The organism is Paenibacillus rhizoryzae, assembly GCF_059686995.1.
Window position 1 is genome coordinate 1 of sequence record NZ_JCAALT010000018.1, and the last position, 25,782, is coordinate 25,782.

At 51.5% G+C, this 25,782-nt stretch carries 19 protein-coding genes and 1 other RNA gene; 2 read left to right on the forward strand and 18 right to left on the reverse strand.

The genetic code is table 11. The annotated features are described in order from the left end of the window. On the forward strand, nucleotides 1–248 hold a 248-nt coding region (locus AC6ESO_RS29355), incomplete at its 5' end, for a hypothetical protein (RefSeq protein ID WP_497094444.1). An 87-nt stretch (nucleotides 249–335) separates the two neighbouring features. On the opposite strand, the gene AC6ESO_RS29360 is transcribed toward AC6ESO_RS29355, so the two are convergent. From AC6ESO_RS29360 to AC6ESO_RS29435, 16 genes are all read right to left on the reverse strand, one after another. Further along, a complete protein-coding gene (locus AC6ESO_RS29360; protein WP_497094445.1) occupies nucleotides 336–1,568 on the reverse strand; it encodes an aminopeptidase in 1,233 nt (410 codons plus the stop codon). 155 nt (nucleotides 1,569–1,723) lie between these two features. Beyond that, the gene (locus AC6ESO_RS29365; RefSeq protein WP_497094446.1) at nucleotides 1,724–2,611 is read right to left on the reverse strand and encodes a carbohydrate ABC transporter permease; all 888 of its coding nucleotides are present in this window, start codon (nucleotides 2,609–2,611) and stop codon (nucleotides 1,724–1,726) included. Nucleotides 2,612–2,625: 14 nt separating this feature from the next. Further along, a complete protein-coding gene (locus tag AC6ESO_RS29370; RefSeq protein ID WP_494822197.1) occupies nucleotides 2,626–3,516 on the reverse strand; it encodes an ABC transporter permease subunit in 891 nt (296 codons plus the stop codon). An 85-nt stretch (nucleotides 3,517–3,601) separates the two neighbouring features. Then, entirely contained in the window at nucleotides 3,602–5,320 is a 1,719-nt protein-coding gene (locus tag AC6ESO_RS29375; protein WP_497094447.1) for an extracellular solute-binding protein, read from the reverse strand. 127 nt (nucleotides 5,321–5,447) lie between these two features. Further along, entirely contained in the window at nucleotides 5,448–6,524 is a 1,077-nt protein-coding gene (locus tag AC6ESO_RS29380; RefSeq protein ID WP_497094448.1) for a response regulator transcription factor, read from the reverse strand. Next, on the reverse strand, nucleotides 6,521–8,260 hold the full coding sequence (locus AC6ESO_RS29385) for a sensor histidine kinase (protein ID WP_497094449.1): 1,740 nt from the start codon (nucleotides 8,258–8,260) through the stop codon (nucleotides 6,521–6,523). The genes AC6ESO_RS29380 and AC6ESO_RS29385 overlap by 4 nt, the downstream gene beginning before the upstream one ends. A 173-nt stretch (nucleotides 8,261–8,433) precedes the next feature. Further along, nucleotides 8,434–8,982, reverse strand: a complete 549-nt coding sequence (locus tag AC6ESO_RS29390) for a GNAT family N-acetyltransferase (protein ID WP_497094477.1) — start codon at nucleotides 8,980–8,982, stop codon at nucleotides 8,434–8,436. A 246-nt stretch (nucleotides 8,983–9,228) separates the two neighbouring features. Continuing rightward, complete coding sequence (locus AC6ESO_RS29395) at nucleotides 9,229–11,151, reverse strand: YhgE/Pip family protein (protein ID WP_497094450.1); 1,923 nt, start codon at nucleotides 11,149–11,151, stop codon at nucleotides 9,229–9,231. 185 nt (nucleotides 11,152–11,336) lie between these two features. After that, nucleotides 11,337–12,302, reverse strand: a complete 966-nt coding sequence (locus tag AC6ESO_RS29400) for an aldo/keto reductase (protein ID WP_497094451.1) — start codon at nucleotides 12,300–12,302, stop codon at nucleotides 11,337–11,339. 32 nt (nucleotides 12,303–12,334) lie between these two features. After that, nucleotides 12,335–15,040, reverse strand: coding sequence for a UxaA family hydrolase (locus tag AC6ESO_RS29405; RefSeq protein ID WP_497094452.1), 2,706 nt, complete (start codon nucleotides 15,038–15,040; stop codon nucleotides 12,335–12,337). A 288-nt stretch (nucleotides 15,041–15,328) separates the two neighbouring features. After that, nucleotides 15,329–16,408: a S1C family serine protease gene (locus AC6ESO_RS29410; protein ID WP_497094453.1), complete on the reverse strand. Its 1,080-nt coding sequence runs from the start codon at nucleotides 16,406–16,408 to the stop codon at nucleotides 15,329–15,331. A 144-nt stretch (nucleotides 16,409–16,552) separates the two neighbouring features. Beyond that, nucleotides 16,553–16,918: a transfer-messenger RNA gene (gene ssrA, locus AC6ESO_RS29415) on the reverse strand. Between the two features lie 221 nt (nucleotides 16,919–17,139). Beyond that, the gene (gene smpB, locus AC6ESO_RS29420; protein WP_494822206.1) at nucleotides 17,140–17,619 is read right to left on the reverse strand and encodes an SsrA-binding protein SmpB; all 480 of its coding nucleotides are present in this window, start codon (nucleotides 17,617–17,619) and stop codon (nucleotides 17,140–17,142) included. A gap of 116 nt (nucleotides 17,620–17,735) precedes the next feature. Then, a complete protein-coding gene (gene rnr / locus AC6ESO_RS29425; RefSeq protein WP_497094454.1) occupies nucleotides 17,736–20,768 on the reverse strand; it encodes a ribonuclease R in 3,033 nt (1,010 codons plus the stop codon). Between the two features lie 276 nt (nucleotides 20,769–21,044). After that, nucleotides 21,045–21,281, reverse strand: coding sequence for a preprotein translocase subunit SecG (secG, locus tag AC6ESO_RS29430; protein WP_091225614.1), 237 nt, complete (start codon nucleotides 21,279–21,281; stop codon nucleotides 21,045–21,047). A gap of 113 nt (nucleotides 21,282–21,394) precedes the next feature. Then, nucleotides 21,395–22,336: a phytanoyl-CoA dioxygenase family protein gene (locus AC6ESO_RS29435; RefSeq protein WP_497094455.1), complete on the reverse strand. Its 942-nt coding sequence runs from the start codon at nucleotides 22,334–22,336 to the stop codon at nucleotides 21,395–21,397. A gap of 144 nt (nucleotides 22,337–22,480) precedes the next feature. On the opposite strand from AC6ESO_RS29435, the gene AC6ESO_RS29440 reads away from it, so the two are divergent. After that, on the forward strand, nucleotides 22,481–23,401 hold the full coding sequence (locus AC6ESO_RS29440; protein ID WP_497094456.1) for an AraC family transcriptional regulator: 921 nt from the start codon (nucleotides 22,481–22,483) through the stop codon (nucleotides 23,399–23,401). A 65-nt stretch (nucleotides 23,402–23,466) separates the two neighbouring features. On the opposite strand, the gene AC6ESO_RS29445 is transcribed toward AC6ESO_RS29440, so the two are convergent. Together AC6ESO_RS29445 and eno are read right to left on the reverse strand one after the other, a co-directional pair. Beyond that, complete coding sequence (locus tag AC6ESO_RS29445; protein ID WP_497094457.1) at nucleotides 23,467–24,234, reverse strand: sugar phosphate isomerase/epimerase family protein; 768 nt, start codon at nucleotides 24,232–24,234, stop codon at nucleotides 23,467–23,469. 187 nt (nucleotides 24,235–24,421) lie between these two features. Continuing rightward, the gene (eno, locus tag AC6ESO_RS29450) at nucleotides 24,422–25,714 is read right to left on the reverse strand and encodes a phosphopyruvate hydratase (RefSeq protein WP_497094458.1); all 1,293 of its coding nucleotides are present in this window, start codon (nucleotides 25,712–25,714) and stop codon (nucleotides 24,422–24,424) included. Between the last annotated feature and the right edge of the window lie 68 nt (nucleotides 25,715–25,782).

Genomic DNA, 25,782 nt, shown 5'->3' on the forward strand with positions numbered 1-25,782 from the left:
TGCGAAACGTTCGTTTCGCGATTTATGACCATTTGACTGGTCGCTCATTGTTCAGTTTTCAAAGAACAAATACTTGGTTTATTTCCTTCCGGCTCATGACCGGAATTAGATCTTACCATGAATCGAAACATGATTGCAAGCTTTATTTTTCAGCTTGTTTTGGCTTCGATCGCCGCTTCCAAGTTGATGTCTCGGAGGCAGAAATAGAATATATCATGGTTCGACATCATATGGCAAGTCTTTTTTGAAATTAATACGACCACCCCCGCTTCGATCTCCGGGAATGGCCGTTTTCCATGAAGTCCTCCATCAGATCAACTCTGAGCTACTATCTATTAATACGCCCAATTCCCTTGGCGGAATACGGGTTCGATTGATCCGTCAGGCAGCTCTCCGTCAATATCGAGAGAAGCGCAGCCGATCATAAAGTCAACGTGCGTCAAACTTACATTAGCGCCCCGCTCCAGAAGCTCCTCACCGGACAGCTTCGTGCCGCCTTCTAGGTTTACAGGATAAGCACTGCCAAGCGCAAAATGACAGGAAGCATTCTCATCGATGCCTGTGTTATAGAATACTCGGTTCAAGTTCGATATCGGAGAATCATGCGGCACTAATGCCAATTCGCCGAGATAGGAGGCTCCTTCGTCCGTTTCCAGCAGCGATGTTAAATGTTCACGCCCTGACTCGGCATCGTAGGCAACCACCTTCCCGTTCTTAAATGTAAATGTAATCCCTTCAACAAGTCTACCGTTCAGATTGAGCGGAAATGTACTTCTTACCGTTCCGTTCACGCCGGTACGATGCGGCATGCTGTACACTTCTTCAGTCGGCATATTCGCGACGAAATAGACGCCTTGATCATTCTCGCCTCCGCCGCCGCGCCAAATATGGCCTTCAGGCAGCTCCACCCGCAAATCCGTTCCCGGCGCACGATAATGGAGACTCTTGTAACGTTTGGCGTTCAGTAGATCTTGCCTCGTCTTCAAATGCTGGATATGCTCGCGCCAAGCGGCGATCGGATCGTCTTGATTCACGCGTACCATGGCGAATATCGCTTCCCACATCGCATCTACACGCTGCCCTTCCGGAAGATCGGCATACACTTTGTTTGCCCATGCGAGCGTCGGAGCTTTGATCAACGACCAGCTGATCTTGCTATTGCGCGTATATGCGGAATATTCTTTACGCGCGATAGCCGCTGACTTAACCGCTGCCGATACTTTGGAAGAATCGATTCCTTGGAACAGATCCGGATTAGGAACTTTAATATGAAGGATTGCCCCGCCTTCTTCGGCAAACCGTACCATGCTGTCTGCCAGCCACTGCGGATAATAATCAAAGGAATCCTCTGAGGCCTTCTCATAGCGGGCACGAGTAACCGCATCATCGTCCCACTCCACAATGACGAATTTAGCTCCCGCTTCATAAGCCTTCGCCACGATTAATCGGGTAAGTTCAGCCGTTTCGATCGGAGCATGGACGATAAGCACCTGCCCGACTTGAATATGCACCCCAACCCTGACGACCAACTCCGCATACTTGTTAAGCATCCGTTCAAATGTATTCATTTGTGAGACTCCTTTCCTTTCTACACCTTTCATATAACAGCTCAGCTATCCCCCTATTTTACCAAACGAAAAAGAAGAACCCAACCTCGCGCGGTTGAGTCCTTCTCGGTGGAGCCAATAGTCAGCCTTGCGACCACAAATCGCTTAGCTCGCCCCTACTCCTTCACGGCGCCGAGCATAATGCCGGATACGAAGTATTTTTGCAGGAATGGATATACGATCAGCATCGGCACCATAGCGATAAACACTTTGGCCGAGTTCAGCGTCCGGTTAGACAGCTCCGACAGCTTCTTATATTGTTCCGGGGTCAGGCTCGTGCCAACCGGAATGTTGACGACTAACTGCTGGATATAGGTTTGGAGCGGATATTTCGCAGCCGTGTTCATCAGCACCAGGCCGTTAAAGAACTCGTTCCAGTGATACACGGCCAGGAACAACGCCACCGCAGCAAGCACGGGGATGGAGCATGGGATGTACACCCGAAATAGTACGGACCAAGGACCTGCACCGTCGACTACGGCCGCCTCATTCAGCTCCTTCGGCAGATTGCGGAAGAAGTTCATGATCAGGATGACGTCGAATACCGGTACACCTCCGCCCAGCACCAAGGCCCAAATCGTATCGATCATATGGTAGTTCTGAATCGTGAGATACCATGGAATCAATCCCCCGTTAAACAACATACAGAAGACAAGGACCCACATGAAGGTATTGCGCATTTTGAAATCTCTCTTAGGACGAGCCAGCGGGTACGCCATTAATACGGTCATCAGCAAGGAGAACGATGTCCCGAGCACGGTACGTTGGATCGAGATCCAGAATGCGTTAAAGAATAGGCTGTCGTTGATAATCTCCTTATACGGAGTCAAGGAAAAGCCGATGGGATAAATGGTAACCAAGCCTGCATTAGCGGCGGACTTGACGGAGATCGATACACAGAACGTGTACCACAGCGGGTATATGCAGCTGATAAGCAGGAGACCGAGGACGATAATATTGGCTATTTCAAACGTCCGCGAGCCTAACGTTGTATTTCTGACCAATGCAGCGTCCTCCTTTAGAATACCGTGTAATCGGCATAGCGATAAGCCAGACGATAGGATATGAAAATCAGTACAAAGCTAATGACCGACTTGAACAATCCAGCAGCCGTCGCCAGCGAGAACTGAAGATTTTGCAAGCCCAGCCGGTATACCCATGTGTCCAAAATATCTCCGGTTGAAAATACGAGCGGGTTATACAGGTTATATACTTGATCGAAACCGGCGTTCAGTACGTTTCCTAAACTTAACACGCCCAGCAAAACAACCGTGGTCGACAGTGCAGGGAGCGTGACATGCCTGATCAACTGCCAGCGATTCGCGCCGTCAATGGAGGCCGCTTCGTACAGATTGAGATTGATGCCTGTCAGTGCCGCAAGATAGATAATCGCGTTATAGCCGAATTCCTTCCAAACATCGCTGCCAACGACGATTTGCCGGAAGATCCCCGCATCCGCCATAAATAGTTTTGGATCGTGGCCAAACATCCCGATAACCGTATTGATAACGCCATAATAGCCGAAAATCCCAATTACAATCGTGGACATAATAACCCAGGACAGAAAGTGCGGCAGGTAAACAACGGTCTGAACAAGCTTCTTGTAACGCAAGCTGCGAAGCTCGTTTAGCAGAATCGCAAAGATAAGCGGCACGACTAGATTGAGCACGATTTTGCCGACAGCGATAATGAGGGTATTGACGATAACCGTCTTGCTGTCATTGAGCTGAAACATATACTTGAAGTTTTCCATCCCGACCCACTCGGATTTGAACAGCCCTGCTCCCGGATTATAATTCTGAAATGCCATCAGAATTCCGAACATAGGCACAATGCTGAACATGACAAGCCAGATCATACCCGGCAGCAGCATCAAATAATAGTGCTTCTGATGGCCCAGTTTTCTCATTCCGGCTAACCTCCTTCTCCCTAGCAGGATAGTAAAGCTTGCGAGAGGCACCGACCGGCAGTGCCTTCCGCAAGCTTCTGCATCATTACTTCTTCAAGAGTTTTGCAACTTCCGCCGTGATCTCATCTCCGCCTTGAGACTTCCAATCGCTCACAAATTTGTCGAAGGAGTCGATGGACGCTTGACCAAGGATGATTTTCATAACCGTCTCATCTTCCATCTTCTTCAGATTCGCCCATTTGGTTTCCATGGTCGGCGTTTGGTTGTAGGTTACGCTGAAGACCTTCTTATCAATTGGAACCGTCGTGAACGGACGATCGCCAATTAGGAGGGAATACAAACGCTGGAAGTCACCGAAGTTCGTCGTATTAAAGTTGCTCACATTCAAATTATCGTATGGAGGCTTAACGACGTCTTTCACCTTTTTGGCATCGGCGTACATCAGTTTGTATAAGCTGTTAGGCTTATTGTAATCCTCTGCCTTAGTTTCGCCCTTCAGTACTTTCAGAAGCTCGGTATACTCGTATTCCGTCTCGTTGGCTGCGGCCATAACGTTGCGGAGCGGATACCAGCCCACATTAACCGACAAATCGAACGTCGATTCATCGCGTACAAGTGCATTGTTCATGATCATGATTGCCTTGACGACATCCGGCTTAGCATTCTTGCTAATAACCGTGTAGGTGCTGCCTGTTGTCTTCATATGTGTATTCCACTTGTTGTCTGCCGTATAAACGGGATAAGCCTGCCAGTTCGCAGTCGGATCGTTCTTGAAGGAGTCCCCGTTGCCATAGCCGCCATTCCACCAAGGGCCGAAGAAAATCCCCGTCTGATTGGCATTGATCGGATCCCCTACGTTATCGCGGGTGCCCACTTCCGGATCGATAAGTCCTTTTTTGTACCAGTCCGCCAGCAAAGCCAACGTTTTCTTCGTATTGTCCGACGTCGTTCCGTACGATACCGTACCGTCTCCATTATCAAGCCAGTAGCCCGGGTATGCATCGTTCGCGCCAAAAATCGGATCGAAGCCGCCCATATTATTGGAGGAAACGAGGAAGGTTGAATAAGGGAACGAGTTTTTGGAAGGACCGGCGATACCGATCGTTTTGTCCCCGCCAAGCTTGTTATCAATAAACGCTTTCGCCGTTTTCTCGATATCGGACAGCGTCTTCGGCACAGGCAGCTGCAGCTTATCCAGCCAATCCTTGCGAATCCAGAGCACGTGAACACCGTCGGTATCTACCGTGATATTCGGAAGCGCTACCATTTTACCGTCATAGCTTGCATTCTCGAGTGCACGGCCCTCCGTACTAGCCATGATCTCCTTCACCTGCGAAGATTGATATTGATTAAAAATATCGGTGATATCATACAGCAGTCCCGAACTAGCCGCTTTGGTCATAAAGGAACGGTCGTCAACGACCATACCGTCAGGCAGTTTGCCCGATGCGATCGTCAAGCTGACTTTCTGCTTGAAGTCGTTACCGGTTGCCGCGGTCCAATCGACAATGATGTTGATGTTGTACTTGTCCTTCAGATACCGTGTGTACGGGTTGTTGCTTACACTGTCGCCTTCCGGCAGCGTCTTGTCGGTCGGATCCACCACCATGCCGATGTGAACATCAACAGGTTTCGGGAATTTTGAGAAGGCCAAATCGTCTCCCGTCAGTGCCGGGCTTGCGGAGTTCGAGTCTGAATTTGAAGACGCTTTCAAATTGTTATTCGATGAATCATTGGAAGTACATGCTGTCACAGTTAAACCAAGTAATGCGGTGGAAAGCAACAATGCCATTTTCCTTTTCATCTTAACCCTCCCCTTTGTTTCTTGCCTTCTCATTGTACATGGGAAGCGGAGAAAAAAAGTCAGACGGATGTGCCGTGTTTTGCGATGAATTCAAGACTGAGGTAGATATTTGTTCGATCGGTTGCAATCAATCGTCCCCCTTGTGGAATTGAGCTCGGAATTCGGAGGGCAATAGACGTGTCTGTTCATAGAAGAGCTGAGAGAAATACTTGGAATCATTATAGCCTACGGCATGGGCAACCCATGCGATGGACTGATTGGTTTCGCACAGCAGCCGCTCGGCCGCTCTCATCCGCTCTTGCCTTAAGTAATCATTGAACGTCGAACCCGTCAGCTTCTTAAAGCATTGGCTGAAATAACTTCGACTCATATGCACATGATCCGCGACTTCCTCGGCATGCAGCGTATTCGAAGCCTGCTCGCGAATGAACAATACAGCCTTCAGAATACTGGTAGTCGTATTGGTGAAATCAGAGGATGCCGCAACCTGCACATACACGCGTTTCCTGTAATCGCGCAGCCATTCGACCGCTGACCGGACATCATTCGCATCCGAACGGAGCTCGATATCGAGGGCTACGATGGTCTCCAATTGGGAAAGCACGCGCATGAACATCCCTTCCACACGGCGAAAAGAAACCTTGGCATCTATGGTCTGCTTGCATAAGCGCTGAAAGACCGATTCATTATACAGCCAGTAGTGAGAGCGCCATTCCTGCTCCAGGCTGGACCAGACCTCTTCTTCCTGAGAGCGAGTATTTTGCTCAGGAGCCGGAGAGGCAATCGCTAACGTAGGAGGCTTGGCTGCCGCACGCTGCGACATTTCGCCAGTCATTTGCTGCTGGATGCGTTTCAAGATTTGCTCGTCGTCCTCCGACTCTAACCGGACCTTAGATAGATAATCGAGTGCCCCCATCCGATATGCCGTTTGCACGTTCTCGAACTCTTCATGAAAGGATAATATCACGGAGCGCAGCCCCGGAAATCGTTGTCTGGTGACCTGAAGCAGCTCCATTCCCGACATAACCGGCATGGAGAGATCCACGAACATGAGATCCACCTCATGCCTTTCCATGAACTCCAGCGCCTTCGCGCCGTTCGCCGCTTCTCCGACAACAACCATATCGTGGCTCGACCATGGCATAATCGAAATCAAGCCTTTACGCGCAAGTTTATCATCATCAACGACTAATACTCGGATCAAATCGCTTTCTCCTCTCTATGCTGAAGATAAGGAAGATCTAATGTTACCGTCGTGCCTTGATTCGGAGTGCTCTCTATACCCATACGAGCATGGTTGCCATAAAATGATTCCAACATGGATCGCACGTATCGAAGTCCGATTCCCCACCCCGTCTGCTGCTGATCCGGCGTGTCGCGCTGCAGTAAGGCCAGCGTCTCCTGGCTGAGTCCTTTGCCATCGTCGCGGATTGTGATGTGCACCATCTGTGCCGTTTCATCCGGAGAAATGGAGATTTCCAGCTTTCCGTGATCATCAAGGCCGTGACAGACGGCATTCTCCACGATAGGCTGCAGGATGAACCTTGCAACCGGGCTATCCAAGTAGACCCCTTCCTCAATGTCCAATCCCACCTCAAAATCATGCCGCATCTGCTGCAGCTCCAAATACGTGCGCATGACTTCGATTTCTGACCGGAAGGTAGCCGATTCCTTAGACTTGCCTAAGTTATAATTCAACAAATTGATTAGAGAAGAAACAAATTTCTCAATCTTCGCTTGCTTATGCATGACCGCCAACCAGCGCACCGAATTGAGCGTATTCATCAGAAAATGCGGGTTGATCTGGTAGGCAAGCTTCTCGATCTCCAGCTGATGTCTCCGCTTCTCCTTCTGCTCCACATCAATAATGAGCTGCTGAATTTGCCGTTTCATAATATTGAACTGATCGAATATCCGGTCAAACTCATCAATCCCCGTACGATATTGGCTGGTGCCCATATAGCCCTTACCAAATGTCCTCATTTCCCTCTCAATTAATTGAAAGGGTCCGTTAATAAGCCGCCGAAGCAGCAGCGTAAGCAAAAACATCATCAGAAGGGCAATGGCGAGAATCCAATACATATGGTTCTTCCACGTATAGAGCTCGTGATTGTAGTAGGAGACGGGAAGAAGCAGCGTGATTCCATAGCCGTAATCGCCTGTCATCCGGTTCCAAACATAGCCGTCTGTCACACCCGATTGCCCGTTTAGCATGAGCTGTTGGCCAGCGGCAAAAGCCGTTGAATTGCTGCTGTTATAAGTGACCAAGCCCGTTGAATCCGTGAAAACGAGCGAGTATGGCATATTCAGGCTCTCTGAAAGCGAATTCATATCTGTCGAAATGTCCGTCTTGGCTTCAACATAAACGACTAACTGCGTTCCGTCCGAGAATTTCACTTCCCTTGTCACGGATATTACCTGATCATCGCTGAAGCGGCATAACGATTTATGCGGGGACTGGTATTTCAGCTGGCCCATTCCAGAGACATCAGGCAAGGATTGCAGCGTAAAGTCTCCGCGCAGCGGCAAATTCGATAAAGCAGGCTGTCCGGTTTCGGGATGATAATACATCACGAGTTCCATTGCCGGGTTGGAAAATGTGATTAATCCAATATTGTAGGATATATCACGTGAGAGAATTCGCTGGCTATAAGAGTCTTTGGCAGAAAGGTAGGACTCCATCAGATTGCCTACCGTGCCTTCCGGCGTCATCTGCTGCGTAACCTGAAGCAAGTTATTGTACATTTGGTTCAGCTTGGTTGTTTGCTGGTACAGATCGAATGCCATAGAAGTCTTGATCTTATCATGCTGCATCGTGTAGATCGCATTGTAAGAAACAGTTGCCATTAAGATGGCGAATCCCACTAAGCCAATCGTCAGAAGCATCATTATGCGTTTGCGCAGCGAGGAGAAACCGAATCGATTAAGCAGCACATGCATGAAGCTTATTTTCCTATGAACCGTTCTGGTAGTCTTTATAGAGCGTATGCCGAGCACCTCCGCCACCTCACAACGAGTATGGGACATTACATCAAGTCTGGAACAATATTCGCCATATGTCGCGTTTATCCCTCCTTGGGGAGAGGGACCGGCGGTCGCAGCAGCAGCGGTACTCAGACCATGCTCTTCATCCGGCATTGATTGATTTGATTATGTCCTTCTAAGAAGCTTGCCCGCTCCACTTGATACAGGTCATAAACTTGCTGCGCCGAATTGATTGATTCATAGATTTGCGGGTTAAGATCATTCGCTAATTGAACATACGGCAGCTTCTCTACCGCCTTTTTCGAACGAATATTGTGCTTGCGAATTTTCAAATATACCGTCTCGATCTGATGCTCAAGAAACAGTTCAGTCATGAAAAGTTCTTTCGCACGCCCATTGTACCCTTGTCCAAAGTAGGGAGCTCCGATCCATGTCGCCAAGAAGCCCGTACGATTCACAATATCGTATAACTGGATCGTGCCAATGGGATGTCCAAGCTCGTTCAAAATCGTTCTCGAAATCGATGTACCTTGTAACTCCTGTGCGATCAACTGTTTCGTGATGAACAAGTATTCTTCGTAGGATCGGCTTTTATTACGGACGTAAGGGAATACGGCAGGGTCCACCATTAAGTCATGCAGGGAATGGCATTCATGCAAATCAAGTTGTTTAAGTATGTGAACTACCACCCTACTCCTTATGATTCGAGTCTCTCGGACCCTTTCAGTTTATAAAAGGAATTTGGGCTTTATATGAACGCTAGATATGGTTTTTGTAAAGATTTCAGAGCCTTTTGGCAGTCAAAATTAATGGGGTCAAGTAATAAATCTCGGAGCATAGCCTCCTCCTAAAAATAACCCGACCTGATGCGGCCGGGTTACGGATCATGGAAGCGAACTTACATGCTGGATGTAGACAATCAATCAGGTGCCTTCCGCGAGTCTGCCTTTGGTCGCCATCTGTTTCGATCGCAAATACGACAGAATGAACCAAGTGAACAACACGAAACCTACCCCAAATATAGCCAACACCAGCGCATCGTGCCTTACAAGCGCATAATCCCCCGTCGAAAGCAGCGCGCGGAATCCTTCAACCGCATACGTCATGGGCAATGCCCCGTGAAGCATCTGCATAAGGTTCGGCGTCAACTCCGCCGGGAAGATTCCTCCCGTAGCCGTCAGCTGCAGGACGAGAACGATAATGCCCAGCAGCTTTCCGAAGTCCGAGAATGTTGTAATCAGCAATTGAACAATTGCCATGAATACAAGGCTGGATAAAAAGGCGAACGCGAAAAATCGGAACGGGAACGCGGGACTTAAGCCGACCCCCGGAATCAGAATTACGCTGGCGATAGCGGATTGAGCGAGCGATACGACGGCGAGCACGCCGAATTTCGAGATAAACCACAATATTCCGGACGGAGGCGGCGCTATCGTCGCTCGGTATGAATAAATGTTGCCAAACAAGAGAGCGCCGATGTAGAGACTGAGCGCAATGAAGAACGGTGCCACCCCCGTTCCGTAGTTCGGAAGAGGATGAACGGCCTGCTCCTTCAAACGGACGGGATTGGCGAGCATCGCGAATACTGGGTCCGATGCATGAATACTTGCCGCTTTCTCCGCGCCTTCCGACAGCCCTCGGCTCAGCTCGGCACCTCCTTGAACGAGCGCTTGCTGGCCGACCGACAGTTTAGTAACGTTGGTCGTAAGGCTGTTCCATCCCCCGGATACCTTATGAATACCATCCGCAGCGGCGGCAACGCCGTCACGAAGCTTCGAAGCGCCGTCGCCAAGCTCAGCCAAGCGGCTCGCAATGAGCTCGGCTCCGCTGGCGAGCTGTGCAGCGCTGCCGCCGGCGCTCGCAATGCCCTTGGACAGCGAGTCGCTTCCGCCATTTAATTGATCGAGTGCATCGGATAACTGTTTGCTTTGCTTCTCGATGAGCGCCAGATTCGTGTCTTTGGCCTCATTGGGGTGCGCTGCAAGCCATTTCGATAACGCGTCGTTCAATTGCTTAGCCGCCGACGACGCCTTGTCCGTCCCTTGAGCTGCGTCTGCGCTTCCCGCTTGAAGCCGATCAAGCCCGCCACGAAGACTCCCTATACCACTTGAAAGCTTGGTAGCCCCTTGCTTAAGTTGCCCAGCACCTCCCGAGAGGCGATCCGAAGCAGACATCAAATCAGAAGCACCCCGGTCCAGCTTCAGTATGGAAGTTTGTCCATTGCGCAAACCGTTCAGAATCGCTTTCGTCCCGTCAGCCGACTGCATAAGGCCGGCATCAAGCCGAGACGCTGCATCGCTCGCCTTCCGGAAGCCCCCACTTAACGGGGTCAATTGTTCGTAAATGGCTTTGGCATAACTTGCCGTAAGCTGTTCCGACAGCTGCTGCCTGATCGTTTCGACTGCTGATTTGCCGATTTTGCTCACGATATAATTAAGGCCTTCGTTCAGCTTCAAGGTCAGCTCTAGCGGTGATGGCTCTGCCGCTCCCAAAGACGTAGCCCGATGGGAAAAATCGGAAGGGATGAATATTTCGAAATAATACGTCCGGTTCCGGAATCCTGCATCCGCTTCCTCCGCGTTGACAAACCGCCACTCTAAGGAACGATCCTTCTTAAGCTCGCTCACGAGATCATTACCAATCGCGAATGTTTTCCCTTGGTAATCAACGGGCCGATCTTCGTTTACGACAGCGACCGGCAGCCTTTCCAAGTGCGCGTACGGGTCCCAATAGGTCCACAAATAAATTCCGCTGTAAAGCGAAGGAATTAAACACATCGCGATTACCGGCACGAGTATTTTCCGCGACCCAAAGAAAGTCCGCCATTCATTCCATAACCAGTTCAATTTACTCGCCCCCGAAGTTCAATCCATTGGATCTCTTATCAACATCTTCCTTAATATCAATCAATTGAAGGAAATCATGCAGGGAACGCAAAAAACTCTGACCTTCTGCGGTCAGAGTTTTTGGTGAAGGGGAACCGATTATCGGGCGAATCACTTGACACATGCAGCTTTCGTAAGACTACCCATTAATCAAAACGACTCGCTTCGGGATCCTCAGTATCATAACCGAAGGCGTCAAGCGCCGGCCATAGTTCAGGGGCAATCGGGTAATTCGCCAGTTCTACCGTCTGAGCAATCCGATCCGGTTTGCTCATGCCGACGACCGTGCTGGTGATTCGCGGGTCGCGAAGCGAAAATTGAAGAGCAGCAGCGGCCAATGGGACATTAAATTCCTGGCACACTTTGGCGAACGAACGCGCTCTTTCCAGTACGATCGGCGAAGCTTCGCTATAGGCATAGCGGGCGTATGCGTCCGGACCTTTGGCCAATATACCGCTGCCATAGGGAGCGGCATTGATAACGGCGACGCCCATGCGACTCGCGATTTCAAGCAACGGCTCGGCAGCCCGATTGAGCAGTGTATAGCGATTGTGGGTTTCCACGGCGCTAAACGCTCCCGTTTCTACATAACGAATGAGCATATCGATCGGTCCTCCGGACATGCCGATGTGATCGATGACTCCCTCATCTTGCAGCTTTCGCAATACTTCTAACGGTCCGCCGGGTCCCATGACATTTTCGAAGGTAGTATGTTCGGGATCGTGGATATAAACGTATTGCAGACGATCAAGTCCCAAGCGTTCAAGACTTTCTTCGACGGAACGTTTGATCTGTTCGCCGCTGAAGTCGCCCGTCGTAAAGTCGCGGTCGGCTTTGGTGGCGAGCACGTAACCCTCCGGAAGTCCGCCATTGGCTTGAATGGCCTTGCCAATCCGCCGCTCGCTCTCGCCAAAGCCATAGGATGCGGCCGTATCCAGAAAGTTGATCGGGCTTTCAAATGCGGTACGCAGCGTTACCAATGCTTGTTCTTCCGAGGTGCTGTATTGAAAGGTTTCCGGCATATCCCCGAGCGGAGCGGCTCCTAGACATAGCGGCGTTACGAGCAGACCGGTATTGCCAAGCGGTCGTTTGGATAGAAGCGTATTCAACATGGTTTAGACCTCGCTTTTCATAGATATCTGCATTATAACGATACACCCAAGTAGCCTCGCGTCATTTGGAAATCGATATTTCCTTGCTGATAGAGACGCGGCACATAAGTATGTTCCAATGTTTGTTTGCTGAGCTCGAGAATTTGATTCGGCCATAAGGTCGGCTCACCCGAGAGCATCAAGTCAACATCCTGCTGATGTTTCTGCTGCACGGCTTGCCCTGACGCCATTTGCAGCATCGGGACAAAAGGATGCGTCTGCATCGGACGATTGCCAATCAACGCAATCACTAATTCCACTCCTGTAGCTGCGAGGCCTGTGATTGTCTCTACCAAATGCGTTGTAGGCGTCTCCATGATGTGGAAGCCGTTGGATCGAACATGTTCCCCGTAGGCGATGGACGGACGAACTTGAGGTGCTAATGATAGATGTTGACCGAATGCGGCATCGGCAAGCAATCCGCTGTTCTCAGGCACGACCACCAAGCCTCCTGCGCTGACAATCATCTTGGTCAGTGACGCCAGCTGCTCGCCGGCATCGTCGGCAATGGCACCCTCGCTCACAATACCGATACGCAGTCCTTCCAGACCGACCGTCACTTTCTCCGCCGCCTCGGCCGCTGCCAATCGATCGGAGAACCATGCTTCGACCTTCTCGCTTACTTTGGCAATTCCGCCATCGAGCTGAATGCTGGCATACCCAAGCCGGCTCGCATCGACTCCGTTCACTTCCATCTGATGGCGCATATAGTCGTTGTGCGTTTTCTCGCAACCATGCTCCAGCAGCAAACAGTGCTCCACCATCGGATGCGTAATATAGCCGATCATCGTGCGGGCAAACAGCGATTCGGCCGTTCCTCCAGAGGCGCCACAGCCCTCTGTGTGTGCCAATGCGACGATACGCGAGAGATCGGGCTGCCCCGCTTTTTGCTCGTTCAAGCGCTTCGTAATCATGTTGGCTACCTGACCGGCACATAGACTGGTCGGCACAATCAAGCCGATTTTGTCACTGGACAGCCGATCGTGATGCCGTGTAAAAGTAAATTGGATCGCATCGTTAGCTGTCGCTGCAGCATCGTCTTGAATTGCTATCGGTGCTCCTGTCGGTACGGGAGCGTGCAGCAGCGTCTCCAGTCGGCTCGCATCGTTCTGCTGCCAGTTACGCCAAATTTGCACCTGGGAATGGCCTGCCTTCTCGCCAACGCTTTGCTGTCCGGAGGCAACTTGGATGGCCAGCTCGAACACCTCTTGTCCCAGCTCATCCATCGATGTCCCTTCCAGATATTTACCTGCATTCACATCCATATCGTTCGATAGCAATTGGAAGCGGCGCGTTGTCGTGACCACCTTGACCGTTGGCACATACGGGAAATTGGTTATCGATCCATTTCCTGTCGTAAAGAAAATCATGTTACAGCCTGCTGCAACCTGTCCTGCGATGCTCTCCAGGTCATTGCCGGGGCTATCCATGAAGTAGTAGCCGCCATCCTTCATGAGCTCGCCGTACTCGGTTGCAAAATCGATCCGCGTTACAGGGTCTTTCTTCATCGCGGCGCCTATCGATTTGAGATAGATGTTGTACAAGCCGCGATACATGTTACCGCCGGACGGGTTACCTTCCGCGCTGGTGCCGTGCCAAGACGTACGCTCCTTAAACCGGTCCAGAAGCTCCAGAAATTTGCGAGCGGTCTCCACATTGCGTACCTTCGACAGAATATAGGGCTCCGCACCAATCAATTCATCGGTTTCGGCCAGGCTGGCCGCGCCTCCGTAACGCACCAATTCTTCCGAAATCCAGCCAAGCAGCGGATTCGCGGATACGCCGGAAAAGGCATCCGAACCTCCGCACTGCAGTCCAATTCTCAGGTGGCGGATGGATTCGGGCGTCCGCTGCATCGCATTGACCGCTGGCAGCCACTCCCGGACTAACGCATCGCCTTTAACGAGCTCTTCTTCGAAGCTGCCGGTGAGCGACACGAACTTATGAAGCACATCATCGATTTGGTAGCCGTGCTCGCGTGCATAAGCCTCCACCATCTTGTTCGTGACCGATTCATTGCCATAATCGACAACCAATACCGCACCGACATTCGGGTTAACCATGAAACCGGCGAGCGTCCGCAGCAGCAAGTCCACGTTATTCGGATTTTCTGTGCCGCCCTCCGTATGCGCTGCGGGAACAATCCCGTCGATATTCGAATAGTTCTTGCATTCGTCTTGTAAACGGGCGGCGAGCTTTTTCACAAAGCTGCCCGTCTGCGAGGTGGTACCGAGCAGTACGATATAGTTTCGGGTGCCGACTCCGCGATCTTCATGGCGGCGATACCCCATAAAGGTGCGCGTCTCCGTATACGCCGGCGATGCCGGAGCTGGCCGGAAGTTCTGCTCGTCCAGAATATAAGGTTGAACTTGATCCGCAAAATTGGGCACAGGCGGCAGCGCGAATGCCAACTTGCGCACGCCGAGCGCTCCCAAAACGGTTTCGTTGATCACATAGTGCCCGGGATGAATCGGCTTAAGCGCCACGCCGAATGGCAATTGCCACGAAAGCAGTTCTTCGCCGGGAGCAATCTCTTTCACCGCAAACCGGTGGCCTTCCATAACCGTGTAATCCAAGACAAAGGTTTGGCCTTCATATTGAATGGCGGTACCAGCGTTCAATTGACGAATCGCAACGGCACAGTTATCCCCGGGCAAGGGAAGTCTGGCTACTTCTTCAAATTGATAAACGACGTTCATCGACGATCGGCTCCCTTAATGTAAAATGTCCACGTCATCCAAATCATTCGTTAGCGACGCTAAAAGCATTTATCATCATCACGCAATCTCATAATATATCAGATTATACCATTTACGAGAGAAGGTTTGTCTTAGCCATTTGAAGTATTTTATGCGAATTTACGGTTGCTGCGAATTTCGCGCGCTCATTTTTCATATCAAGCCATCTTATATTCATAATAAAAATCCACAACCCAAATGGTTGTGGATTTACTTGGCGGAGGCGACTAGCTTCTAGTCCGCGGCAGGTCACAAAGAACTTTCCGTCGTTCCCGCCATCATCTCCTTCACTGCATCCAGAATCGTACTGGACGATATGGCGAATCCCATGCCTTGCGCTTCGGAGTTGACAGCGGTATTCACTCCGATTACTTCGCCTTTTTCGTTTAATAGCGGTCCGCCCGAATTGCCGGGGTTAATCGAAGCGTCGGTTTGCAGAAGATGTTTGTATGGATGCTCAGAACCATCGTCTTCCGTGACCGTAATCGGACGCTCTTTCGCGCTAAGCACGCCGATCGTCATCGTGTGATCCAAACCGTATGGATTGCCGATCGCGACGACCCAGTCGCCGATGTTCGCCTGATCCGAATCACCGAAACTTAGAGCCGGAAAACCTTTCCCCTCTGGGTTTTCAACCTTGAGCACCGCTAAATCCAGATCTTCGTTCGCGTTGACAACCGTGGCCTTAAGCGGCTCGTCGTATCCGGGGACGGTCACCTTAAGCTCCGCGGCATCTGCAATGACGTGCTGGTTCGTCAGAATATAACCGTTTTTATTGAAAAAGAATCCGGACCCGGTTCCCTTCAGCACTGGATCTTCGCTGCTTTGCAGCGACTGCTGCCGACTGCCCGACCGACTGCCGTTTCTGCCGAAGAGGTTGGGATTCGACTGGTTATTCTCCACCCCATAATTTGCAATCTCCACGACTGCAGGGTTCGCTTGCTTAAATACCGAAGCGAAGTTCTCCGTAGAGGATTTGAGCGAAGCGGTCGTTAATCCGGCATCGGCGGAATTAGAGCCACCGCTCGACACTACTGTCTGGACTATACTGGATGTCCCTCCGCCGAACAAGTTCATTCGATCGGACATATAGGTTAGCCCTCCAACTACTAAAGCGCCGACAAGAAAAGCTGCCAGGATCGATTTAGCCGACGTTCGTCTGGATCGATTCGCGCCGCCTCCGGAAGCTCCCTCTCCCTCATTCGCCGCGATTGCTTCGTCATACATCCTCTGCAAGGTTGTCACTTTCTTTGAGGAATCATAGCGATATATTGTCAGGCCTTCGGTGGAGTTATCGAATTCTTTGTTCATTTCCTTATTTGCATCCATTAGGATCATCCTCCTGTGCTCTTGGTGACTCTATTATGCAGGGCGATCCTAAAAGGAAGCTTAAGTCTACCTAAAAGGTTGCTGAAAATCTGTTGAGCCATTAAATAGCAAAAACCACATCCTCATGCGGATGTGGTTTACATTTGGTGGAGGCGAGGGGATTTGAACCCCTGTCCGAAGACAACGCCACACAGGCTTCTACGGGTGTAGTCACAGTTTTGATGTCACCCGAGCAGCGCCCCGTAACCGGCTCTGCGTTGGGTCAGCCTGATTATCTTCTTCCGTCGACCCCAGGCGGAGACCGAAGCGGCGTATCCCACTATATGTGAGCCCCTATCCCAGTCACATGGGCGATGCTGAGGAGGAGCACGCTAACAGGTTATTAAGCTGCTAAAGCGTAGTTGTTTTGTGATTTGCCGTTTAATAGGCTTTAGCGTTGATGAAGTGGACGCGTCCCCACTACCCGCAACCCATGCTCGAACTATCCCCGTCGAATCCATAAACGCCCCCAATGTCGCATAAACGGCTCCATACGTTCCGTTTAGCAGGTAAGACGCTCTGTCGACTGGTCCCGCCTAACGTTCAGGCAGTCTCAACGTACTTGAGCATGTAAAACGATACTTCGTTCGTTGCTTACTTAGTATAACACAGGTGCCGACTTCGTGAAGGCATGTCTTGCTGGAAGAGTTGGCGACGATCAGCCATTATATCCAGTCAGCCAACCGAGCAACTTATCTGGCAACCTTCTGTTTCTCGCGCAATGCACGCTGAATATCGCGTTGTGCATCCTTCTTCGCCGCCGATTCGCGTTTGTCGTACTGTTTCTTCCCTTTACCAAGGCCGATCAGCAGCTTCGCGTAACCATTGCGAACGTAAATCTTGAGCGGAACAATAGCGTAGCCATCTTGCTTGGACAACCCAAGCAGCTTGTGAATCTGTGCCTTGTGCATCAGTAACTTACGCGTCCTTGTCGGATCATCCGGATTGCTTCGGTTACCTTGCTCGAAAGGACTGATGTGCAAATTGTGAATGAAGATCTCACCGTTCCGAATCGTAGCAAACGCATCGCCAATGTTGGCCCGTCCCATTCGAAGCGATTTAATTTCACTTCCCATTAGCACCATGCCCGCTTCAAAGGTATCCTCGATGAAATAGTCATGGGAAGCCTTCTTATTCTGTGCGAGCTGTTTCCCGTCACTCTTCTTCGCCACTTCTACCCCACCTCTCTCCTTAATAAACGGACTCCTAACCATTGCAGTCAGGAGTCCATTGTAACAACTTTACAGATTGAAATCAAGATTTGGTAAAAGCAAGCTCGATCCGCGTCCTACAAGCGTTTCTTCCGCACAAAAGCTGCGGTCGAGTTGCCGTTTTTCTTCTTCTTGCGCGGCTTCGGGCCGACGCCGCCAGTACCGGCGTTGGTTGCGTTGCCAGTGCCGCCTGCATCAGTTGCCGGCGTAGCTTGAGGAGAAGACCCGTCGCCGGCTGGTTTCTTGCGGCGAGAGCCGGTTCCGCCAGCTGCACCGCCGCCACCGTTCCCTCCGCCGGAACGGGATGACCCGCCACGACCGGAGCCGGAAGAACGACCGCCAAATCCGCGGTCTCCGCCGCCGGAACGGCCTCGGCCGCCGCCATCGCGGCCGCGTGAACGGTAAGCATCCGGATCTTCCCCATTATCCTTAAGTGATCCTGCGTTCAAGATTGGCAAGCCCCACATATCCGTGCGGACTGCTTTACGCTTTTCACCGGATTCACCGCCACTGCGTGCAGCACCATCCGTACCGAGAAGCCGATCGAGGTTGAAATCATCCTCCGGCTTCCATGCGCGCGCATCGCCTTCGCGACGCACCGGCGCGACTCCCGCGCCTTGCGTCGCCGCTCCGCCGCTGCGCGCTGCTTCGCCGCCGCGGCCCTTGCGCCGGCGTCCGCCGCGCTCGCTGCCGCCGCGCTCCGCCTGCGGCGCTCCCGCTCCGCTGCGCGTCACGCCCGGCTCCGCCGCAGCTGCGCCTCCGCGCCGCTGGCCGCGTCCGCGCGGCCCCACGGCCGCTTCGCGCGCCGCCGCTGCTGGCGCGCTGCCGCCTCCGCGCCCGCCGGCGCTGCGCTGCGCGGCTGCACCGCCACGCTCGCGGCCTCCGCCGCCGCTGCGCGAACCGCGGCCGGCTCCGCTGCGGCCGCCAAACCCGTACTCGCGCGCACGGTCGGCGCCGTCAGCGCTCTTATTCTCGAGCATCCCAAAATCAATGGTATGCTCATCCATGTTCACCCGCTCCACGCGGATGCGCACCTCATCGCCGATGCGGTACGTCTTCGACGTCCGCTCGCCGATAAGCAGCATGTGCTGCTCGTGGAAGTGATAATAATCGTCCGAGAGCTCGCTCAAACGAATGAGCCCCTCGACCGTATTAGGCAGCTCCACGAAGATACCGAAGCTCGTCACGCTGCTGATGATGCCGTCGAATTCCTCGCCGACCTTATCGAGCATATACTCGCATTTCTTCAGCTTCTCCGTATCGCGTTCCGCCTCAACCGCCACACGCTCCCGCTCCGACGACTGCTGCGCAATATCGGGCATCCGCGCGGCCAGCGCTTCCTGGCGGGCATCTGTCAGCGTGCCGCCGTTCTCGAATACCTCGCGCATGACGCGATGGATGACAAGATCGGGATAACGCCGAATCGGCGACGTGAAGTGCGAATAGAATTCAGCAGCAAGGCCGAAGTGGCCGAGACTCTCTGCATCGTATTTCGCTTGCTTCATCGAACGCAGCATCACCGTCGAAATGACCGTTTGCTCCTTGGAGCCGCGCACATCTTCAAGCAGCGTCTGGAGCGCACGCGGATGAATGACGCTTCCGCCCTTGCCTTTAATCGTATAACCGAAGTTAGCCGCAAATTGCACGAAATGCAGCAGCTTCTCTTGATCCGGATTATCATGCGTCCGGTACAGGAACGGTACCTTGAGCCAATAGAAATGCTCCGCAACCGTTTCATTCGCCGCAAGCATGAATTCTTCAATAATCGACTCCGCAATCGAGCGTTCGCGTTTCACGATGTCAACCGCTTTGCCATCGCTGTCCACAATGACCTTGGACTCGATAAAGTCAAAATCAATCGCGCCCCGCTTCATCCGCATGCCCCTCAGGCGCATCGCAAGCTCTTCCATCAGCTTGAACGTCGGCACCAGTTCGGCATAGCGCTCCATAACCTCAGGATCTTCGTCGGCCACGATTTTGCGTACATTCGTATAAGTCATCCGCTCTTTCGTCCGAATGACGCTCGTAAACACCTCATGGCGCACGCGTTTGAGCGTTGCTGCATCAAACTCCATTTCGCAGGAAAGCGTCAATCGATCCACCTTCGGATTCAAGGAACAGATCCCGTTCGATAACCGGTGAGGCAGCATCGGGATAACACGGTCAACCAAGTACACGCTGCATCCGCGGCGGTACGCTTCTTGGTCCAGCGCCGAGTTTTCCTTCACGTAATAGCCGACATCGGCGATATGCACGCCCAGCACAAAGTTACCGTTCTCGAGGCGTTCAACATTGACCGCATCATCCAGATCTTTTGCATCCTCGCCATCGATTGTCACAATGACCTTGTCGCGCAGATCGCGGCGGCCTTGACGTACAAGCTCATCCTCTGTGATGGAATCCGGCGCTGCTTCGGCTTCTGCCATAACGTCGGCAGGGAAACTCTCCGGAAGCTGATGCTTCCGAATAATCGAGAGAATATCGATGCCCGGGTCATCCTTATGACCGAGCACCTCGACGATTTCACCTTCGGCCGCCGAACGGCCTTCCGGATAGGACACGATGCGCACGACGACCTTTTGACCGGTTACCGCACCTTTAAATTGACCTTGCGGAATAAAAATATCCCGATTAATCCGCTTATCATCCGGCAGCACGAACCCGTACGATTCATGATGATCAAATGTTCCGACAATTTGCGTCACGGCACGCTCGATAATCTTCACGACTTCGCCTTCCATGCGGCCGCCGGATGCGCTCTTCGAAGTGACGCGCAGGAGCACGATATCGCCGTTCATCGCGCTCTTCAAATCGTTGGCGTTAATGTACACATCGCCATGTCCCTTGTCCTCAGGGATTAGGAATGCAAAACCTTTCGCATGCGCCTGTACCCGTCCGCGCACCAAATTCATCCGCTCCGGAAGCCCGTAGCGGTCGCTGGAATTCCGTACGATTTTACCCTCATTCTCCAGCTCGTTTAAGACTACCAGGAAATTGCGGAACGACGCCGCATCTCCCTCTCCGCCCAGCTGCTTATCTAGCTCTTGGTAGGTCATCGGCTTGTACGCCTGCTCACGCATAAACTCCAGCAGCTGCTGCTCTGTTACCATAACTTCTCACCTCATGTACCGCGATGCCGTCAATCCCATTTTGCTGAATGCTGAACGATCCCGAGGTTCGTTCAATCCAATCAACGTTTATGCAGCAGTCGGTTGATAGATTGCCATATACTATATAGTATACACGAAAGGTATGGCCACCATCCGCGCCAGCCCGGCAAAAATAACATTTTTCGCCTGCCGCATGTATTGAGTAAACTTTTTCCAGTTTGCATAAGCAACAAAAAAAGCGAGCCCTAAGCCCGCTTTCTGTACATCTTATTTCATTTACGCCTTAACTAGGTACGCAACAATCAGAGCAGTAATGAAGAAGCCTGCTGCGACTGCGATTGTCATACGCTGCAAGAATAGGTCCAAGCCGCGTGCTTTCGTTTTACCGAACAAGTGCTCAGCACCGCCGGAAATAGCACCCGACAACCCAGCGCTCTTCCCTTTTTGTAAAAGTACAACTGAGATCAGAGCCAAGGAGAAAATGATAAGCAAAATTTTAAAAGTGATTTCCATAGTTCCACCTCCTGCGCACAAGGAGCAAATTTAAAGTTTGCCGTGCCTTGCCTAAGGAGACAAGACCTAGAAACAGCAATATTATTGTACCATAGCAAGGTGGCTAATACAAGCTAACAGATTTTGTCCTTCTGCCAGCGGATCTCCTCGTTGAACGGCAGGAACGTGAACTGCTCCTTCTTCCAATAGTACTGCAGCTCCTCGCGTGTCCAGCCTTCGTACAGTTCATCCCATTCGAAAGGCCCGTGCGGCAGCAAGGATGCATTCTCGATCGGCTGGCTCGCAGGTTGGAAACGCAAGTCCAGTGACAGCCTCACCCGTCCCGGGATCGTATTCGCAAGCGCCTTATGCACCGTCAAGCTGTGGAAAATCAGAATATCGCCCGCTTCATAGTCCGTCTCTGCCCACTCATAGCCAAGCCCGCACAGAATCGACTCCAGTCCGCCGGCACCTGGATTAGCCGTAACGCCAAGCAAACCGGTATCATGGCTGCCTTCAAGAACCGATAGACCGCCGAGTGCTCTAGGCACATCCCCGATCGGAGCCCAACAGGTCCATGTTGTGTAACTGCCTTGAATATGGAGAAAATCCTGATGAGGCGGCGTTACGTTCAGCTTGTCGCTTGGCAGCATGATACGGGCAATATTACGGGGATGCGGGAAGGTGCGTTCTCCGAATAACGTGTCAAACAACCCGAGAAGCTTGGGATGATGAGCTACAGCGTGGAACGATTCCAGCTTCTGAACCTTATGATAGACCTGCTGCGTCGTCCCGATCCCATTCCAGTTCAGCTCTTCGACCGTCATTTCGTCAATGATTGGTTGATTGCCAATACCATCAAGCAGCGGCGCCGCAGGGTCCAGGAGCCCTTCATCATGCAGAACATTCAGCATTTGCCCCCGAAGCTCTATCACTTCTTCTCGTGTGAAGAAATGCTTAAAGAACAAATACCCTTTCTTCTCTGCTTCACGTCTCAATTCCTCAGGTACCGCCAATAAAGGTGTTGCATCTTCGAAAGACCGCGTTGCCGGTTTGATCGCCGGATCCATCGCCATCCCGCCCTTTCATCCCATTAGGAATTTGTCGATTGTCGACTTCATAATTCCATTATATGCTTAGGTGAAAGCGGTGTATTTATTTGCATCCGACGCCTTTTTAACTCTTACCGACATCCTGATTCCTTTGAGGAGGCAGTCATCTTGAATTATAGTTCCATGCCGGCTGTAAGCTGGCAGTCGCTTCAGCCTGCTGTGTGGTATGCCAATAAACTGCAGTGTCTGCCGGGCTTCTCCTTCGGTCCCAGGGTCATCGATGAGCATCAATTTATATTCGTTGCCGCTGGCCATGGAACAGCCAATATACAAGGCGAGCATTATAGTGCTCTCCCCGGGAGCTTATTCTACTATGGCCCTGATACGGTACATCATTTCATCGCCGATGAAGCAGCTCCGTTTCTCTTGTACGGCTTACACTTCAGCTGGGAAGAATATAACCCCTCCGAAAGAAGCACAGGGATTAAGATTCGCGATACCGCCAAATTCGACCCGGCGCAAGACACGAAGCAAGATAACCGGATGCTGGTTGGAAGCGCTCTGCAACCGGAGGACAGCCTCTTGTTCCAAGATGTGCGCCAGCTGTCTGTTGAGCGGTTCGAGTCCCGCTTCGCTCGCCTAGCCGAATGCTATAGTGCCGAACCGCGAGCGTATACGGCTCCCCTGCTTCGTGGTCTGCTGCTGGAGCTGCTTGCTGCAATGAAGCAAGAGGAACTTCGCACGGTCAGCAATCAGCAGCCGCTATCCCCGATCATCAGCGCGATTGCGGCCAAATGCGACGAACACGCACGCGAGCGCTACAGCCACAACTGGCTTGGACAGTGGAGCTCCTACCACCCTGATCATATTGCAAGACTCTTCCGCGCACAGCTGGGAACAACGCCTTACGAATATTTCATGAGCCGTAAGCTGCAGCTTGCCAAGGAGCTGCTCGCTCATTCCGAGCACTCGCTCCTTACCATCGCCGATGAGCTTCAAGCCGGTTCCATCCACAACTTTACCAAATGGTTTAAACAGCACACCGGTGTGCCTCCTGGCCAATTCCGCAAGCTTTCCCGGTTTATTTAGCACCATGCCAAAAAAAGCTCCGCAGTCCCCTAAACGGGAACCGCAGAGCCTTTCTCATTGATCGCTTATAGATAGCCGTTCTCGCGGAAGAAATCAAGGCTGATCTTCGCGCTCTCCAGCGACGAAGAAACGAACTGTTCTTGTTCCACGAAAATGTATTGAATGCCCGATTGCTCGGCTACATCCAGGACGCCTTTCAAATTCACGATCCCTTTGCCCACCTCGGTGTCGCTGCGGCCTTGGCCAAAATCTTTAAAGTGCGCCAAAGGCAAACGGCCCGCATAACGGTTTGCATAATCAACCGGATTCTGTCCGCCCATGTGTACCCAGCCGAAATCAAATTCAGCTATGAGGTATTCTGCAGGCACTTTCTCCAGAAGCAGATCAATAACCGGCTTGCCGTCAACCAGTTTGAATTCGAAATCATGATTATGATAGCCGTAGATCAGTCCGGCTTCTTTTACTTGCTTACCAGCTGCAGCCAGAATGTCCGCGAGCTTGTTCACGTCTTCTGCCGTTGGGTTCTCAGGCAGCGGTGCCCATGGTGTCACGATATATTGAAGGCCGATTTCTTTCGCATATTCAATTTGCTTTGCCAGATCGGCTTCGATTTTCTCAGGCTCACCGAAGTTTAGTCCGACATGCGCCGATGGCGCCTGCAAGCCAAGCTCGTCCAGCAATGCTTTCAATTCCTTCGCAGGCGTATTGAAGTACCCTGCAAATTCTACTGCTTTGTAGCCCATTTCGGCTACTTTGCGAATCGTACCGATGAAATCCTTCTCCGTTTGATCACGAAGCGTATACAACTGTAAGCCAACAACCGGTTTAGCCAATGCTTCCACCTCATAGCTCTATAGTTTTTTGTTCTGCCCTTCCTGTTCTTTCCATGCAAAAAGGGAGAGCAACAGGTCTTGCGCCCTGTTATCTCTCCCTAATTATAGCGAATGCCTAGGCTTAAACTACCTCACCTTTTGGGACACTCTTATGCCATTTTGGCTTTAGCCGTTTTTCCTTTGAAACTTACTTAAAGTTTTTCAGGTTGTAAAACGCGCTTTTGCCCGCGTATTGTGCTGTGGAACCCAATTGGTCTTCGATGCGAAGCAATTGGTTGTATTTTGCAACGCGGTCCGTACGGGACGGAGCGCCTGTTTTGATTTGGCCAGCATTTGTCGCTACTGCGATGTCTGCAATTGTGCTGTCTTCGGACTCACCGGAACGGTGGGAGATTACAGCTGTGTAGCCAGCGCGTTTTGCCATTTCGATCGCATCGAATGTTTCCGTCAGGGAACCGATTTGGTTTACTTTAACCAGGATGGAGTTACCTACACCTTTGTCGATACCGTCAGACAGACGCTCTGTGTTTGTTACGAACAGGTCATCGCCAACGAGTTGGACTTTGCCGCCCAATTTGTCAGTGAGCAATTTCCAACCTTCCCAGTCGTCTTCGGAGCAACCGTCTTCGATTGTGATGATTGGGTACTTCTCAACCCACGAAGCAAGCAGGTCTACGAACTCAGCGGAAGTGAACGAACGGCCTTCGCCTTCGAGGTGGTATTTGCCGTCTTTGTAGAACTCAGTGGAAGCAACGTCCATACCGAGGAATACGTCAACGCCCGGCTTGTAGCCTGCGCGCTCGATAGCGGAGATAATTGTAGTGATTGCTTCTTCGTTGGAACCAAGGTTCGGTGCGAAACCGCCTTCGTCGCCTACTGCTGTGTTCAGGCCTTTATCTTTCAGAACCGATTTCAGGTTGTGGAAGATTTCCGTACCGATACGAAGCGCTTCTTTGAAGCTTTCAGCGCCAACCGGCAGAACCATGAACTCTTGAACGTCGATATTGTTGTCTGCGTGCTCGCCGCCGTTAACGATGTTCATCATTGGTACTGGCAGTGTTTTCGCGTTGAATCCGCCAAGGTATGTGTAAAGAGGTACATCAAGCGCGTCAGCTGCTGCACGCGCGCAAGCCATGGATACGGCAAGAATTGCGTTAGCACCCAATTTGCCTTTGTTGTGCGTGCCGTCAAGCTGGATCATTTTACGGTCGATCAGTACTTGGTCAAGCGAATCCAGGCCGATGATTTCAGGAGCGATGATTGTGTTTACGTTCTCTACTGCTTGAAGAACGCCTTTACCCAGGTAACGGGATTTGTCGCCGTCACGAAGCTCAACAGCTTCGTAGGCACCAGTGGAAGCACCGGATGGAACGATTGCGCGGCCTTTGCCGCCGGACTCCAGCATAACCTCAACTTCAACTGTAGGGTTACCGCGGGAATCAAGTACTTCGCGTGCATAAACGTCAGTAATGATAGACATATTCGAAAACACTCCTTTAATTTTGATTGATTCTTTACTTTTTTATCGTCATTAACCATTAAACGCAT

What these genes read in the sequence shown, in the direction of transcription:
- AC6ESO_RS29385 (WP_497094449.1), bottom strand. Translation starts at nt 8,260, where the DNA reads ATGCATGTGCTGCTTAATCGATTCGGTTTCTCCTCGCTGCGCAAACGC.
- eno (WP_497094458.1), bottom strand. Translation starts at nt 25,714, where the DNA reads ATGTCTATCATTACTGACGTTTATGCACGCGAAGTACTTGATTCCCGC.
- AC6ESO_RS29370 (WP_494822197.1), bottom strand. Translation starts at nt 3,516, where the DNA reads ATGAGAAAACTGGGCCATCAGAAGCACTATTATTTGATGCTGCTGCCG.
- AC6ESO_RS29410 (WP_497094453.1), bottom strand. Translation starts at nt 16,408, where the DNA reads ATGGATGCAAATAAGGAAATGAACAAAGAATTCGATAACTCCACCGAA.
- AC6ESO_RS29400 (WP_497094451.1), bottom strand. Translation starts at nt 12,302, where the DNA reads ATGTTGAATACGCTTCTATCCAAACGACCGCTTGGCAATACCGGTCTG.
- AC6ESO_RS29405 (WP_497094452.1), bottom strand. Translation starts at nt 15,040, where the DNA reads ATGAACGTCGTTTATCAATTTGAAGAAGTAGCCAGACTTCCCTTGCCC.
- secG (WP_091225614.1), bottom strand. Translation starts at nt 21,281, where the DNA reads ATGGAAATCACTTTTAAAATTTTGCTTATCATTTTCTCCTTGGCTCTG.
- AC6ESO_RS29375 (WP_497094447.1), bottom strand. Translation starts at nt 5,320, where the DNA reads ATGAAAAGGAAAATGGCATTGTTGCTTTCCACCGCATTACTTGGTTTA.
- rnr (WP_497094454.1), bottom strand. Translation starts at nt 20,768, where the DNA reads ATGGTAACAGAGCAGCAGCTGCTGGAGTTTATGCGTGAGCAGGCGTAC.
- AC6ESO_RS29360 (WP_497094445.1), bottom strand. Translation starts at nt 1,568, where the DNA reads ATGAATACATTTGAACGGATGCTTAACAAGTATGCGGAGTTGGTCGTC.
- AC6ESO_RS29435 (WP_497094455.1), bottom strand. Translation starts at nt 22,336, where the DNA reads ATGGCGATGGATCCGGCGATCAAACCGGCAACGCGGTCTTTCGAAGAT.